We start from the raw sequence: 14,572 nt of genomic DNA, 5'->3' as shown, positions 1-14,572 counted from the left end.
CTGGTCAGGGCTTTGCCGCCAGCCTCTCCAACGCCGCTGCATGGAGGTCCGGGGAGGCGGAGGCGAGGATGGTCCCGCTGGAGGCGAGGGAGAGGGGGCGGCCCGTCCAGTCGGAGATCGTGCCGCCCGCTTCCTCCACCACCGGACAGAGGGCGCAGATATCGTAGGGGTCGAGATCGTCCCCGTTGATGCAGATGTCGATCCGGCCGCGGGCGAGCGCGCCGTAGGCGGGTGAGCCGCCGTCGAACAGCCTGACGCGGCCCGCCGAGCGCAGGCTGCTGTATCCGGCGAGGCTCTCCTCCTTGCGGAAACTGTCCGGGTTGGCGAGGCTGACGACCGATCTGGCGAGATCCGCCTCTCCGCTGGTTCTGACGGCACGTCCGGCGAAGCGCGTGCCCCGGCCCTCGGCGGCGACGTAGCGTGCTCCCGGGACCGGCAGGTCGATGATCCCCAGAACCGGCCGGCCGTCGCGGCAGAGAGCGATCAGGGAGGTGAAGTTCAGCAGCCCGGCGCCGAACTGGCGCGTGCCGTCGATCGGGTCGAGCACCCAGGTGAAGGCGCTGCTGCCTGCGTCGGCGCCGAACTCCTCGCCGAGAATGCCGTGGGTCGGGAAGTGCCGCCGGATCTCCTCCCGCCATCTCTCCTCGATGGCGAGGTCGGCCGGGGTCAATGAGGAGCCGTCCGGCTTGTAGCTGACGGCGAGGTCGCCGCTCCAGGCGTCGGCGGAGAGGGCGGACGCCATGTCTGCGAGGGCCAGCGCCGTGGCCACCAGGTCATCGAGTTCGGACATGTGTTCCCCCCCTTAAAGGCTCCTCATAACATTGCGGGCGCGCCTCCGCTCTCTTCCAATGCACCGGCGAACCAAATCCGAGGTCGATGCGCTTGGGCACCTTGCCCGCATCGCCGGATGGCACTAAGCCTCTGCCATGCGCATTCTCGACAACATCATCAGCGACCGCGGATCGAAATATGCGGTCTCGGGCGGGCCGTGTGCGTCCGAGGAGGAGGCGAAAGCCTTTATCCGGACGCTCTGCGGCAAGAAGAAATTCGCCAGGGCGACGCATAACACGTGGGCGCTGCTGACGGACGGCGGCGCGACGAAGAACGACGACGGCGAGGCGGGGGCGGGGATGGTGATCCTGCGCATGCTGGAGCGGGAAGGGCTCAGGGACCATGTCGTCGTAGTGACGCGCTGGTTCGGCGGCAAGCATCTCGGCGGCGACCGCTTCCGCCATGTGCAGAGCGCGGTCCGGATCTATCTCGACGATCTGCGCGCGGACGCTGAGCATGGCCGCTGAAACCGGCACGGCGGCGCCGTCGCTCGGCCTGCTTCTGCAGGAGCTGCTGCAGCACGGCGCCTTCGAGGCCGTCCTTTTCGCCCTGCTGCTCGCCGCCGCGCTCTCGATCCTCTGGTACACGGTCCGCACCGGCGTGCCGCCGCTGCCGTCCAACCCCTTCGCGCGGCGGGCGATGTTCCGGCTGATCCCGAAAGACGCGCGGCCGGAGACGATCTACGAGCTCGGCTCAGGCTGGGGCGGCATCGCCTTCGCGCTCGCCGCCCGGTTTCCCGACGCGCGGGTGGTCGCGATCGAGCTTTCGCCGCTGCCTTGGCTCGTCTGCCATATCCGCCGGCTGCTCCAGCCCCGGCGCAATCTCGAGATCCGCCGGGCGGATTTCCTGAAGACGGATCTCGCGGACGCGGACCTGCTGCTCTGCTACCTGATGGTCGCGCCGATGCGGTCGCTGGAGCGCAAGCTGAGTGCCGATCTCCGGCCTGGCGCGGTGGTGATCGCCAACGCCTTCGCGCTGCCGGGATGGGAGGCGGAGGAGATGGAAATCGTGTCGGAAGCGATGCACGCCAACATCTACCGCTACCGCGTGCCGGGCTGACGGTGCTCCAGGACCCGTCTAGTCGAGGTCGGCGTCCAGCATGGCGGATTTCTGTAGGCTTTCGGCGTCCGCAGCAGGCGGCGCGGTCGTCACGGTGGCACCGATGAGATGGGCGATGCGCCAGACGTGATAGGCGCAGCGATGCAGCCATCTGGTCCCGTCGATCCGGGCGATGGCGTCTTCCACCGTGAGGTGCCGGAGCGCCGCGTCCAGGGCTCCCGATTTCTGCAGTTTTCGGCGCTCCGCCCGGAGTTTCCGGCGCAGCGCATCGAAATCCGCCTCGGCCTTCTGCGTGTCCCTGTCCCGGGTGAAAATGGCGAGACCGGCAAGGAATTCGTGCCGTTCGTCCTGCAGTTCCTCGTCCTCGATGATGTCCTGGATCCGCTGGGTCTGCCCGATGCGCCGGTGCAAGCGCCGGAGATGGTCCAGCGCGTGCATCGCGGCGACGAAGCGCGACTGGTCCGAGGCCGGGTCGAGATGGAGCTGCAGGTCGGCCGCGTAATGTTCCGCCTTGCCGATCGCCTCGCCGACCATGCCAAGCTCATAGGCCGCACGGCGCTCCCGAACTCCCGCAAGAGCCGCATGCATCAGCTCCAGGAGCTTGAAGCAGCAGTCGCTGAGCGTGCCCGCCAGCGCGTCGGTCGCCGCAGCGGGAGTCTTGAGAAGACCGCTATCCAGATGCCGCGCGAGATTGGCGCTGTCCTCCGGCACGACCGCCAGGATGAGGCGGGCGAACTGCCGCGTGAAGGGCAGGAAGATCAGCGCGCCGAGCAGATTGAAGGCGGTGTGGAAGATCACCAGCGCGAGCTGCTCCGAGCCCGGTACCGAAGTGTCGACGAGGGGACCTGCCAGTATCGCGAAGGGCGTGAGCAGGGCGAAGGCCATCGCGCCGGCGATCAGGTTGAAGACGACATGCGCGAGACCTGTCTGCCGCATCGCGGCCGAGCCGCCGACGGTCGCGAGCATGGCGGAGAAGGTCGTGCCGATATTCATGCCGATCACCATCGCCGCGGCCTGGGGCAGGGTGATCGCTCCGCTTCCGAGCGCGACCATCGCCGTCGCGACGCCGGCGCTGGAGGATTGCGTGACCAGTGTGATCACCATGCCAATGGCGACGAGTAAGAGGCGCCCGAAGAAGCTGTCGGCCGGGAAATCGGCGGGCGTGACCAGCCCCTCGAACAGCTCCATGCCGCTTTGCATCGTGTCGAGGCCGATGAAGATCAGGCAGAACCCGGCGAGCGCCCAGCCCGCCTGCGCCGTGCGTGCGCGGCCGAAGAGCTTGATCAGGACGGCGAGCAGGAGGACGGGGAAAAGCACCGTGCCGAGATGCAGCTTGAAGCCGATCAGGGCCACCATCCAGCCGGTGATCGTGGTGCCGATATTGGCGCCGTAGATGATGCCGAGGGCCTGCGGGAACGTCAGCAGCCCGGCCCCGACGAAACCGACGGCGGTGACGGTCGTCGCGCTGGAGGACTGGACGATCGCGGTGGTGAGCGCGCCGGTCGCCGCGCCGCTGACCGGACTGCTGGTAAAGTCCGCGAGCAGACGGCGCTGGCTGTTGCCGATCAGGCTCTTCAGTCCGTCGGTCAGGATCAGCATCCCGATCAGGAAGAGGCCGATCCCGCCGACGGCAATGGCGGCATTCGCGATCATTATGTCACATCAGACTTCCGCACCGTTCAGACTGCCAGTCGTTCGGCATGCCAGCGCATGTGGTCCTCGATGAAGGTTGCGATGAAGTAGTACGAGTGATCGTAGCCTTCCTGGCGTCTGAGGGTCAGCTTGATATCTGAGCTGTCGCAGGCCGCTTCGAGCAGTTCGGGCTTCAGCTGTTCGGCGAGGAAGTTGTCGGCGAGACCCTGGTCGACGAGAATTGCGGGAACGCGCGCGCCGTCCTCGATCAGGGCGCAGGCATCGTACTCCCGCCATTTCGCCCTGTTCGGCCCGATATAGCCGGTCAGCGCCTTGTCGCCCCAGGGACAGTGCAGGGGAGAGCAGATCGGCGCGAAGGCGGAGACGCTCCTGAAGCGGTCCGGATTGCGGAGCGCGATGGTGAGGGCGCCGTGTCCGCCCATGGAATGGCCGGTGATCGCCTGGCGCGTCATGTCCAGCGGCAGCGCCTGACCGGCGAGGGCCGGCAGTTCGGTCTCGATATAGCTGCGCATCCGGTAGTGCGCCGACCAGGGCGCCTCGGTGGCGTCGACATAGAAGCCCGCGCCCTTGCCGAAATCGTAGGCTCCGTCCGGATCGTCCGGCACCTCGTCGCCGCGCGGGCTGGTATCCGGCGCGATCAGCGCGATCCCGAGCTCCGCCGCGACCCTCTGGGCGCCGGCCTTGACGGTGAAATTCTCTTCCGTGCAGGTCAGACCGGAGAGAAACCACAGCACCGGCACGTCGCCCCTGTCGGCCTGCGGCGGCAGATAGGCGGCAAAGCGCATGTCCGTGCCGGTCTCTTTCGAGGAATGCGAATAGACGAACTGCTTGCCGCCGAAGGCCTTGGCTTCGGAAACTGTCGTCAGGCTCGGTGCGCTCATCGCGTGCTATCCCTTTCGCTGTCTGTCGCGGGCGAAGCTACACCAAGCCCGGGATGGGATAAACGTTCGCTTGTTTCATGGCGCCGACAGGCCATGAAGGGTCCCTTTCGGGTTATCGGGGTTATGCCGGGCGCCTTAGATCATTAGGATGCGGGCTCATCCGGAAGTGAGGGACCCCCATGCCGAAGATCAACGCCGAACGCTTGCTGAAAGATTTGAAAGACCTGCGCGCAATCGGTGCCGTGGAGACCGGCGTGGTCCGGCCGGCGCTGAGCGAGAAGGATCTGGAGGCCCGGCGCTGGCTGAAGCAGCGCTTCGAGGAGGCCGGTCTCGACACCGTGCTCGACGGCGTCGCCAACGTGATCGGCCGCTCGACCAGGAACGGACCGGCGCTGATCGTCGGCTCCCATTCCGACACCCAGCCGCGCGGCGGCTGGCTCGACGGCGCGCTCGGCGTGATCTACGGGCTCGAGGTCGCGCGGGCGCTGGGGGAGGATCCGGAGACCTCCGATCTCGCGGTCGACGTCGTCTCCTGGCAGGACGAGGAAAGCCGGTTCTACGGCTGTATCGGCTCGCGCTCCTGGATCGGCGTCGCCGACCCCGAGGTCGAGGCGAACGCGACCGACCGGGACGGGGTGAAGCTGACCGACGCGCTGGAGGCGGCGGGCCTGACGGACGTGCCGCGCGCGCGCATGGAGGAGGGCCGCTATGTCGGCTATCTCGAAGCGCATATAGAGCAGGGCGCCTGGCTGGAAGACGCGGGCGAGCAGATCGGCGTCGTCACCAGCATCGTCGGCATCCGCGGGATGACCCTGCGCTTCGAGGGCGAGCAGAACCATGCCGGGACCACCACGATGGCCCGGCGCAAGGATGCGGCGACTGCGCTCTTCAGGGCGGCAAGCCGGATCCACGAGGAATTCCCGAAACATGCGAAGCCGACCACGGTCTGGACCATCGGCCGGGTTGCCATCGAACCCGGCGCGGCCTCCATCGTGCCGGGCTATGCCGAGCTGACCCTGCAGTTCCGCGACAGCGAGGACGCGCTGCTCGACAAATTCGAGGAGATCGTCCAGGGCATCATCGCCGAGATCAACGCCGAGGGGAAAGTGACGGCGACGGCGGAGCGCAACCGCACCCCGGTCCGCCCGTCCGACATGGATGAGGGCTTCCAGGAGCATCTCGCGGCCGCGGCGGAGAAGACCTCGCCCGGCAAGTGGCGCCGCATGCCGAGCGCCGCCGGGCACGATCCGATGGTGCTGACCGAGGCGCTGCCCTGCGCCATGCTCTTCATCCCGTCCATCGGAGGCATCAGTCACGATTTCGCCGAGGACAGTCACGAGGCAGACATCGTTGCCGGCTGCCAGGTTCTGGCGGACGCGGCGGCCTCCATTCTGAAAGCACGCCGGGAGAGCAGTTGATGACGGATAGCGATTTGACCAGGCACGCCGTCGAGTGGCTCGCCGCTTCGCGTCTCGGCGGCGGTCCGACCGAGCGGATGCCGGACGAGCTGATGCCGCGGACGGTCGAAGAGGGCTATGCCCTCCAGCACCGTCTGAACGCGCATCTGACCCAGGCCGGCTTCGGGCCGGTCGTCGGGCACAAGATCGGCTGCACGACGCAGGTGATGCAGGACTACATGAAGATCGACCAGCCCTGCGCCGGAGAGATCTTCGCGACCATGGAGTTCCACGAGCAGGCCGATGTCCAGATCGATCTCTATCACCGGATCGGGATCGAAGTGGAGATCGGTGCATTGCTCTCGCACGATCTGGCCGGCGAGGAACGTTTCGACCGCGGGTCTGTCGGTGGATATGTCGAAGCGGTGCTTCCCGCGGTCGAACTGGTGGACGACCGGTACGTGGATTATCCCTCGCTTCCGGTGCCGATGCTGATCGCGGACAATTTCTTCAATTCCGGCGCCGTCCTGGGAGCCCCGTTGCTGAACTGGGACAATCTGGATCTCGGCGGCGTTTCCGGAACGCTATACATCGATGGCGAGGAGGCAGGCACCGGAGTCGGTGCCGATATTCTCGGGCATCCGTTCGAAGCGCTGGCCTGGCTGGCGAATTTGCGGCAGGCGCAGGAGCGCCCGCTGCGTGCGGGAGAGTTCGTGCTGCTCGGCAGCATCGTGAAGACGGTGCATTTCGACGCGCCGGCGAGATGTGTCGCGGACCTCGGCGAACTCGGAAGGGTCGAGGTCAGTTTCGTTTGAGCCGCCGGGCGGCAGACCTCTCCGATCGAAGCGATTCGGTGCCTTCGGGCCGATGTTCCCGACGCAGTGGGATTCCGTTTCGAGGAAGATTGAGCCAAGCCTTCGGCTGCCCTTGTGCTGCACACAGCGCGGTGCCACCATTCAATCGAGCAGATTTCAAGACTGTCCGACCCTTTGGGGCAGGGCGCGGAACCGGGACGCAATTCATATGACGACGTTTGTTCTTGTTCATGGGGCATGGCATGGCGGATGGTGCTGGCGTCGTGTCGCGGACAGCCTCCGCGCGGATGGGCACGAAGTCTACACCCCGACCCTGACGGGCCTTGCCGATCGCTCCCATCTGCTGTCTCCGACGGTGAACCTTCAGACCCACATCATGGACGTCGCGAACCTTCTTGAATGGGAGGATCTGGAGGAGGTGGTGCTCTGCGGCCATTCCTATGGCGGGATGGTCATCACGGGCGCCGCCGACCGGCAGCGCGGCCGCATCAAGACGCTCGTCTATATCGACGCTTTCGTCCCTGGGAACGGGGAGTGCGCGATGGATTCCCGTCCGCCGGACCGGGTCAAGCTCGCCTACGAACAGGTGCGCACGGTCGGAGAGGGATGGTGGATGCCGCCGACGCCTGCAGCATCCTTCCGCGTCAATGAGGCCGACCAGGCGTGGGTCGATGCGAAATGCACGAATTTTCCCATTTCCTGCTTTACCCAGCGTGTTCATCTGACCGGTGCGGTGGATACCATCTCGCCGAAGCATTATGTACGTGCCGCGGGCTACAAGGCGCCGCAATTCGATGCTTGCGTCCAGAGGCTGACAGGTGCTCCTGGCTGGAGCGTGAGCGAAATGCCCTGCGGACACGACATCATGGTGGACATGCCGGATGAGCTTTCGTCCCTGCTCGAGGAGGCTGGGAAATAGACGTGAGCGTATGGAGGGCCTGCCTCGCCGGATCGCTTCCACGAGAACGGCCACCGCCTATGGCGATGGCCGGAACCGGTGCCCTGGAATTTCTAAATCATTGTGTTTACGGAATCTTAGGGTCCTTCCAAATATTATCCTGCGACCGTGAAACTGTGGCCCGACCGATGCTGCCGGGTCGATGTGTCCGAACTTGATCTGGCCGATGGATCCGTTCATGACGAAGACGAATATCGCCGACCAGTTCGACGCTTTTGATGCGCTTCACGACTGCGCCTTCCTACTGGATTCCAACGGTCTCATCGTCGCGGTCAACAAGAGCGGGACCGAGATGATCGGGAGCGACCCGATGCGGACCATCGGGACTCCGTTCTGCGACTATTTCCCCGACTGTGAAAAATTGCTCGAAAGCGGCACCAGAGACGTCGTGGAGATTAACGGCCGTCGCGCGGACGGTTCCGGGATGCTCGTAGAGGGGCGGATGTCCGAGGTCCAGAGTGGTGACAGGACTTTGTCTCTTCTCATCCTGCGCGACCGACGCAGCCGCGTGGCCCTCGAAGAAAAACTGGTATGGGCCGCGTTCAACGACCCCGCGACGAAACTTCCTAATCTCCTCGGCTTCTGCAGCCGCGTCGGCCAACGCCTCCAGGGTGGAGAATTCGCCACCGACGGAACGGAAATGGTGATCGCGATTTCGCTCGGCCGTCTCGGGTTTTTTGCCGGGACGCTCGGTGAAGCGACGCGGGCCCGGATCGTGCGCGAGGCGGGCGAGCGGCTGCGCCGCCTCGATGCCGTTTCCGAAGTTGCGCTTCTGGACGACTCGACGATCGGGGTCGTCGCGGCCGTCAAAAGCGCGACGGACGAGTTCGGCAAGCTCATCGAGGGACTGCGGGCCTGCGTCGAGGTCAGCTACTCGCCGAGCGAGAATGCCGCGCGGATTGTCCCGCATTTCGGCGTGAGCCGTATCAACGATCCAGACCTCGATCCCGAGGATATCGTCCGCAAGGCCCGGTTCGCCCTGAATGCGGCCATGCAGAAAGCCATGGGCAGTGTCGAGATCTATCGCGACGAAACCCATCGCAAGGCCGTTCACGATCTGGTCGTCGAGCACGATCTGAGGCGTGCGATCTCCGAACGGCCCGACGAGTTCTGGCTGGCCTATCAGCCGAAGGTCGATTGCGATACCGGCGAGATCGTGGGGCTCGAGGCGCTGCTGCGCTGGAATCATCCGAAGCGGGGCATGGTTGCGCCCAATGATTTCTTCCCGGTCGCACGGCAGGCCGGCATTGCGTCCGAACTCACCTTCATCGTTCTGGAAAAACTGGTCTGGCAGATCAAGAAGTGGCAATCGGCCGGGCTTAACACCGTTCCGGTCGCGTTCAATATAGGCGCCGACGATGTCCGCGAGAATCGCGTGGTGCGTTTTCTGAGCAATCTGCTGCATATGGCGGACCTGGCGCCGAGCGCGCTGGAATGCGAGCTGACCGAGACCAGCATCGTTGCCGACATGCGTGCCGCCAGGAACCTGTTCGAACAACTGGTGGCGATGGGGCTGACGACGGCGGTGGACGATTTCGGAACCGGCTATTCCTCGCTCGTCCACATCACCGACCTTCCGGTCAGCGTGGTCAAGATCGACAAATCCTTCGTGCAGACCATGGAAACGAGCAAAGGCAGCAAGGCGATCGTTCAGGCCATCACCGCGATGACCGCGGCCATGGGAGCTGTTTCGATCGCCGAGGGTGTCGAAACCCATGCTCAGTTGACCGAAATCCGCGAATACGGCTGCAGGCTGGCACAAGGTTACCTGTTCGATCGGCCGCTCGAACCGGATGCCGTGGCTCGGCGTCTGTCGGAATTCCGGCCTTATGCGGCACAGCTCGAGCAGGATATGGCCATTCTGGTCTAGAGCGCGTTAGATGCTGGTCGCTGTCCGGAAAAGAATGGAAATTCTCGATCTTGATTTGTGCATGCGGTTCCGTCCGCTTTGCGCTGAGGAAGCCTAGAGGTGTCCGAGGAACCTAAGAAGCCGGCCGCCGCGCCGGGCGCCAAAGCTCCCAAAACCGCGACCTCCGGCGCGTCGTCGCGTGCGGCCCAGTCGGTCGCGTCCGCGCCGCAGGTTGAAGGCGTCGACTTCACCTATTTCCTCTGGCTGGCAACTGTTGCGACAGCGATTCTCTCTTCCGTGAGCATGCTTCTGGCGCTCGGGATTTACGTGCTGAACTTCGCTTCCGAACTCGCGTTCGATACGCCGGTCTTCGCCTCTGCGAACTACATGGGGATCATGCGTGTCACGGGCGTGTTTGCCGGCATGTCCGTGATCGCACATGTCCTGCGCCTGAGGATGGTCGCCATCGCGAATGCCGCGCAGGCGCTTCCGTTCCCGGACGAAATCGTGGCTTCGCCGAACACGGGAGATCCCTCGATCGACAAGTTCGAATGTGTCGGTCGCGTCTATATACATGTCTATGAGAACGAGATCGCGGATCTGATCCTGGCCAACCGGCCGCGGATCAAGCAGGCGCTTTCCGCGGCTCTCGTGATCGCCATCAGCGATCCGGTGGTGCGCTACTCGAAGGACAAGATCGAGCATACGCTCCGGATGGGGCTGGGTGGATTGCTGCCTCTGAAGAGCGTGGCGAACGTAACCCTTTCTGAATTGCGTCACCGCGTCCGGTCCGCCCGCCCGCCTGAATAGTCTCTGCGGTCTGTTTTTTTGCTTGAGCGATCAGCTCGCAGCGCGCGACTCATCCAAGAGCACGAGCTCCGGATCGAGGGGGGCGAGGAGCGCATTCTCGAGATTTGTGGCGCGCAGGTTGGTCTTGCGTACACGTCCGGCTTTGCTGCCGTCGCTGGCACTGATCGGCGCCGGCTGGATCACGGCATCGGTCAGATCGGCGCCGCGCAGATTGCAGCCCCAGAGGCTGGCGCCGGAGAGATTGCAGCCTTTCAGGCTCGCCATTTCGAAGTCCGAATTCGAAAGATCGGCGAGGATCAGCATCGAGCCGTTGAACTGCGCGCCGCGAAAGCTGACGCCGCGCATCTGCGCGCCGCTCAGGTTGAGGTTCCGCAGATCCGCATTGTCCAGATTGGCGCCGTCGAGATCGGCCCGGGCGCCGCGCGCGCCTCCGGTGGTAACCCAGAAATCATGCTCAATCAGGCGACGGTGGAGTTCCACGGAAACCGGGTCCATCGCCCCGTGGAGCCGGACCGTGGACATGTCCACGCCGGAGAGGTCCGTGTTCTTGATCCGGGCGCCAATCATGTTTGCGCCTTTCAGAAGAGCGCCTTTCAGGATCGCGCCGGAGAGGTCCGCGCCAGTCGCGACCGAGCGGCTGAGATCCGCCGCGTCGAGGGCGGCTCCGACAAGCTTGGCATTGCGCAAGGTCGCACCACAGAGCCGTGCGTGGGAAAGATTGGTCCGCTCCAGATTGGCGCCGGAGAGGTCCGCATCCTCCAGGATCGCGCCGGAAAGGTCGGCACGTTCCATGTTCGCGTGATGCAGCCGGGCGTGGGAGAGATTGAGCGGGGTCACTTCGGTCTCGACGCCGGACCAGGTGGTCTCGGCGACGCGGCCGCGCGTGCGGGTGAGATTGGCACCGCGCATGTCGGCATCGGTAAAATCGACCGACGCGATGATCGCGTGGCTGAAGTTCGTCTTCTCCAGCTTCGCGCCGCGGAGATTGGCAGACATCAAATCGGCGCCTGTGAGATCGGCTCCTGAAAGATCCGCGCCTTCAAGATTGGCGCCCTGGAGGTTCGCGCCGCGCATCAGCGCTTTTTGCAGCTTCAGCCGCCGCAAATCGCTTCCGAAAAGATTGGTTTCCGAAAGGTCCGCCGGGCGACCGGCGGTAGGGTCGTCCAGCCAAAGACAATGCTGGTGCAACACATGCTCCAGCGCCTCTTTGGAGATGTAGTGAAGGGTGCTCATGAGCATACAATATGGGAGCACGTTTAATGTTTGGTTAAAGGTTGCGGATTTTCCGCCCTCCGAACGGTGCTCGGAAAGCCCTCTGGACGCAGCGCCGGTCCGCCGTCATAAAGACGCCCTGTACTCGTTGAATTCACCAAGAAAGGGTCGATCGTGGCGATTAACAAAATCGTCCAGTCCCGCGCGGAAGCCGTGCAGGGGATCGGGGACGGAAGCACGGTGCTGATTTCGGGGTTCGGGAACGCAGGCGTTCCGACGGACCTCATCCATGCCTTGCTCGACCAAGGATCGCGCGACCTGACAGTGGTATCGAACAACGCGGGAACCGGGGACAAGGGCCTCGCCGCATTGCTGCGCGAGGGCCGGGTGCGCCGGATCATCTGCTCCTATCCGCGTTCGGCGGGATCGATTGCGTTCGACGAACTTTACGCGGCCGGCAAGATCGAACTCGAACTGGTGCCGCAAGGCACGCTCAGCGAGCGCATGCGGGCGGCCGGAGCGGGGATTGGCGCTTTCTATACGCCGACCGGGGTCGGCACGAAGCTCGCCGAGGGCAAGGAAGTCCGGGAAATCGACGGGCGCGAATATGTGCTCGAATATCCGTTGAAGGGCGATGTCGCGCTGGTCGAGGCGGAATATGCCGACCGCTGGGGCAATCTGACCTACAACAAGTCGGCACGGAATTTCGGTCCGGTCATGGCGATGGCGGCGGAGCTCACTATCGTCGAGGCGCGCAATATCGTCGAACTCGGCCAGATGAACCCGGAAACCATCGTCACCCCGAGCATCTTCGTCGACCGCGTGCTGCACGTCCCGGCGGAAGCCGCTTCCGCGGCCTGAGTTTCCTCTGAGGAAAAGAACCGGGATCAGGCGTCCCGGGACTTTTTCCGCTCACCGACCAGATAGTCGATCGCCTTGGTGACGCCGCCCGGCTCGTGCGGGACATCCAGGTAAGACAGCGTCGCCTCGACCGTGGCGAGGGCGCCGTAGAGCAGAGGCTCGTTCATGTCGCCCATATGACCGATCCGGAACGCCTTGCCGTTCAGGTTCCGGAGACCGCCGCCGAGAGCACATTGCATCTCGTCCCGGCAGACATTGCGGATCAGGTTCCCGTCGATGCCTTCCTTCAGGAGGATCGTGGTCACGCCGTCCGCGCGTTCTTCCGGGACCACCGCATTCAGTTCCATCGCGCCGGCCTTGCCCCAATGCTCGACGCAGCGCCGGGTTGCTTCGGCGAGCCGCTTGTGGCGGGCGAAGACGTTCTCCAGGCCTTCCTCGAGCAGCATGTCGAGCGCGGCGCGGAGGCCGTAAAGCTGGCTTTGCGGGCTGGTGCCGCAGAAGGTGCGGTAGCTTTCGGAGGCGAGGCGCAGCGACCAGTCCCAGTAGCGGCGCTGCGACGTCGTCTTCTTGTGAATTTCAAGGGCTTTCGGTGAGGCGGCCACGAAGCCGAGGCCCGGCGGCATCATGAGCCCCTTCTGCGAGGCGGTGACGGCGACGTCCACGCCCCATTCGTCCATGCGGAAGTCGGTCACGGCCAGGGTCGGGATCGTGTCGACCAGCAGCAGGGCCGGATGGCCGGCATCGTCGATCGCCTTGCGAATCGACGGCACGTCGCAGGTCACGCTCGTCGCCGTGTCGGTCTGGACGATGAGCAGGCCCTTGATCTCGTGGTTCTTGTCGGCAGCGAGGCGCTCGCGGATCTTCTCCGGATCGATCGCCCGGCGCCAGTCGCCCTTGATGGTCTCTATGCGCATCTGCAGCGCTTCCGCCATCTCGCCCCAACCGGTCGAGAAATTGCCGAGTTCGGGCACGAGTAACAGGTCGCCCGGCGACATGGTATTGACCAGAGCGGCTTCCCAGGCACCGTGGCCGTTGGCCGCGTACATGAAGATCTCGTGCTCGGTCTGGAAGATCTTCTTAAGGTCCTGGAAGCAGGACTCGATCACCGCGAGGGGCACCGGATCGCTCAGGTCCATCGGATTGCGGACCATAGCTCGCAGCACGCGCTCGGGCACATTGGTCGGGCCCGGGGTGTTCAGGAGGTGACGGCCGCGATGAACACTGTAAGACATAAGGGTACTCCCAGTTCTGTCGCGCCACTCCACGGGCGAAACGTCCTTCGTCCGGGGGCTGGCGCAATCCGCGATTTTCGTGGGTTGGTCCGCGAAGAATCCCGCTTATCGGGGATGTGCGGACCGAGTTATAAGTTTCTCCGCGCAAAGCGGCAATACTTCAAAATCAGGCATTTGCCGTTATGATGGGCGCCAAATTCGAACCAATCTGGAGCGCCGTTATGGCATTGGAAGCTGAAGCCCGGGACGAGGCGGTCAAAAAACTCACGCGAAATCAAGTTGCTTGGCGGGCGGCCAATGAGATTCCAGATGGAAGTTTCGTCAATCTCGGGATCGGTTTGCCGACCACCTGCGCGAATTTCATGCCTGCGGACCGCGAGATCGTTTTGCATAGTGAAAATGGGATCCTCGGCGTCGGTCCGGCGCCGGAGCAGGGCAAGGAAGACCCGGAGCTGATCAATGCGTCCAAGGACCCGATCACGCTGGTTCCGGGCGGCTCCTTTTTCGTTCATTCGGACGCCTTCGTGATGATCCGGGGCGGGCATATCGATCTCGCGCTGCTGGGCGCGTTCGAGGTGTCGGAGAGCGGCGATCTGGCGAACTGGACCACCGAAAACCCGAAATTCCCGCCGGGTGTGGGTGGCGCGATGGATCTCGCCGCCGGCGCGAAGCAGGTCTGGGTGCTGACCGATCACGTCACCCGCAAGGGCGAGCCTAAACTGGTCAAGAAATGCAGCTACCCGCTGACCGCGCAGAAAGTCGTCACCAAGGTCTTCACTGACCTGGCCGCGATCGATGTCACACCGGAAGGGCTGGTCGTGCGCGAGATGGTGGAAGGCATGACGCTGGAAGCGCTGCAGGAACTGACCGAGCCGAAATTGACCTTGGCGCCGGACTGCAGCGTTCTGGCGGCTCCGGCGGTTTAGCGCCGCTTCACCCGGATGTGCGCATCTGTTGACTCGCTGAGCTTGCACGGTTTCACTTCGGTGCCGGGCGCGGTTCGCGTTCGGCGCC

At 64.3% G+C, this 14,572-nt stretch carries 15 protein-coding genes; 9 read left to right on the top strand and 6 right to left on the bottom strand.

What is annotated here, in order from left to right; all coding sequences use genetic code 11:
* Positions 1 to 4: 4 nt before the first annotated feature.
* Positions 5 to 790 carry an inositol monophosphatase family protein gene (locus IG122_RS07165; RefSeq protein WP_193181931.1) on the bottom strand — a complete coding sequence of 262 codons (786 nt, stop codon included), beginning with the start codon at positions 788 to 790 and terminating at the stop codon, positions 5 to 7.
* 136 nt (positions 791 to 926) lie between these two features.
* Here IG122_RS07165 and IG122_RS07160 point away from each other — a divergent pair, with 136 nt between their 5' ends.
* Positions 927 to 1,298: a YigZ family protein gene (locus IG122_RS07160; RefSeq protein ID WP_193181929.1), complete on the top strand. Its 372-nt coding sequence runs from the start codon at positions 927 to 929 to the stop codon at positions 1,296 to 1,298.
* Positions 1,288 to 1,890 (top strand): class I SAM-dependent methyltransferase, encoded by a 603-nt coding sequence (locus IG122_RS07155; protein WP_193181927.1) that lies wholly within the window; start codon positions 1,288 to 1,290, stop codon positions 1,888 to 1,890. The genes IG122_RS07160 and IG122_RS07155 overlap by 11 nt, the downstream gene beginning before the upstream one ends.
* Positions 1,891 to 1,908: 18 nt before the next feature.
* Here the strand turns inward: IG122_RS07155 and IG122_RS07150 are convergent, their stop codons facing one another.
* Together IG122_RS07150 and fghA are read right to left on the bottom strand one after the other, a co-directional pair.
* Complete coding sequence (locus IG122_RS07150; protein WP_193181925.1) at positions 1,909 to 3,543, bottom strand: Na/Pi cotransporter family protein; 1,635 nt, start codon at positions 3,541 to 3,543, stop codon at positions 1,909 to 1,911.
* 26 nt (positions 3,544 to 3,569) lie between these two features.
* Positions 3,570 to 4,424 carry an S-formylglutathione hydrolase gene (fghA, locus tag IG122_RS07145; RefSeq protein ID WP_193181923.1) on the bottom strand — a complete coding sequence of 285 codons (855 nt, stop codon included), beginning with the start codon at positions 4,422 to 4,424 and terminating at the stop codon, positions 3,570 to 3,572.
* Positions 4,425 to 4,603: 179 nt separating this feature from the next.
* Here fghA and IG122_RS07140 point away from each other — a divergent pair, with 179 nt between their 5' ends.
* From IG122_RS07140 to IG122_RS07120, 5 genes are all read left to right on the top strand, one after another.
* On the top strand, positions 4,604 to 5,842 hold the full coding sequence (locus IG122_RS07140; RefSeq protein WP_193181922.1) for a hydantoinase/carbamoylase family amidase: 1,239 nt from the start codon (positions 4,604 to 4,606) through the stop codon (positions 5,840 to 5,842).
* A complete protein-coding gene (locus tag IG122_RS07135) occupies positions 5,842 to 6,636 on the top strand; it encodes a 2-keto-4-pentenoate hydratase (RefSeq protein ID WP_193181920.1) in 795 nt (264 codons plus the stop codon). Before IG122_RS07140 ends, IG122_RS07135 begins: the two co-directional genes overlap by 1 nt.
* Before the next feature lie 208 nt (positions 6,637 to 6,844).
* A complete protein-coding gene (locus tag IG122_RS07130; protein ID WP_193181911.1) occupies positions 6,845 to 7,555 on the top strand; it encodes an alpha/beta fold hydrolase in 711 nt (236 codons plus the stop codon).
* Between the two features lie 217 nt (positions 7,556 to 7,772).
* Positions 7,773 to 9,464 carry an EAL domain-containing protein gene (locus IG122_RS07125; RefSeq protein ID WP_193181909.1) on the top strand — a complete coding sequence of 564 codons (1,692 nt, stop codon included), beginning with the start codon at positions 7,773 to 7,775 and terminating at the stop codon, positions 9,462 to 9,464.
* A 99-nt stretch (positions 9,465 to 9,563) separates the two neighbouring features.
* Positions 9,564 to 10,253 carry a hypothetical protein gene (locus IG122_RS07120; protein ID WP_193181907.1) on the top strand — a complete coding sequence of 230 codons (690 nt, stop codon included), beginning with the start codon at positions 9,564 to 9,566 and terminating at the stop codon, positions 10,251 to 10,253.
* Between the two features lie 30 nt (positions 10,254 to 10,283).
* On the opposite strand, the gene IG122_RS07115 is transcribed toward IG122_RS07120, so the two are convergent.
* The gene (locus IG122_RS07115) at positions 10,284 to 11,486 is read right to left on the bottom strand and encodes a pentapeptide repeat-containing protein (protein WP_193181905.1); all 1,203 of its coding nucleotides are present in this window, start codon (positions 11,484 to 11,486) and stop codon (positions 10,284 to 10,286) included.
* Between the two features lie 153 nt (positions 11,487 to 11,639).
* Here IG122_RS07115 and IG122_RS07110 point away from each other — a divergent pair, with 153 nt between their 5' ends.
* Positions 11,640 to 12,326, top strand: coding sequence for a 3-oxoacid CoA-transferase subunit A (locus tag IG122_RS07110; protein WP_193181903.1), 687 nt, complete (start codon positions 11,640 to 11,642; stop codon positions 12,324 to 12,326).
* 26 nt (positions 12,327 to 12,352) lie between these two features.
* Here the strand turns inward: IG122_RS07110 and IG122_RS07105 are convergent, their stop codons facing one another.
* Both IG122_RS07105 and IG122_RS24420 read right to left on the bottom strand, forming a co-directional pair.
* Positions 12,353 to 13,558, bottom strand: coding sequence for a pyridoxal-phosphate-dependent aminotransferase family protein (locus IG122_RS07105; protein ID WP_193181901.1), 1,206 nt, complete (start codon positions 13,556 to 13,558; stop codon positions 12,353 to 12,355).
* A 128-nt stretch (positions 13,559 to 13,686) separates the two neighbouring features.
* Positions 13,687 to 13,950 (bottom strand): hypothetical protein, encoded by a 264-nt coding sequence (locus IG122_RS24420; protein ID WP_319024848.1) that lies wholly within the window; start codon positions 13,948 to 13,950, stop codon positions 13,687 to 13,689.
* Here IG122_RS24420 and IG122_RS07100 point away from each other — a divergent pair.
* Positions 13,861 to 14,484 (top strand): 3-oxoacid CoA-transferase subunit B, encoded by a 624-nt coding sequence (locus tag IG122_RS07100; RefSeq protein ID WP_319024846.1) that lies wholly within the window; start codon positions 13,861 to 13,863, stop codon positions 14,482 to 14,484. The genes IG122_RS24420 and IG122_RS07100 overlap by 90 nt on opposite strands.
* The last annotated feature ends 88 nt before the right edge of the window (positions 14,485 to 14,572 follow it).

The sequence above is a fragment of the Nisaea sediminum genome (assembly GCF_014904705.1).
Taxonomy (GTDB): Bacteria; Pseudomonadota; Alphaproteobacteria; order Thalassobaculales; family Thalassobaculaceae; genus Nisaea; species Nisaea sediminum.
This window is presented reverse-complemented; position numbering and strand designations above follow the sequence as displayed.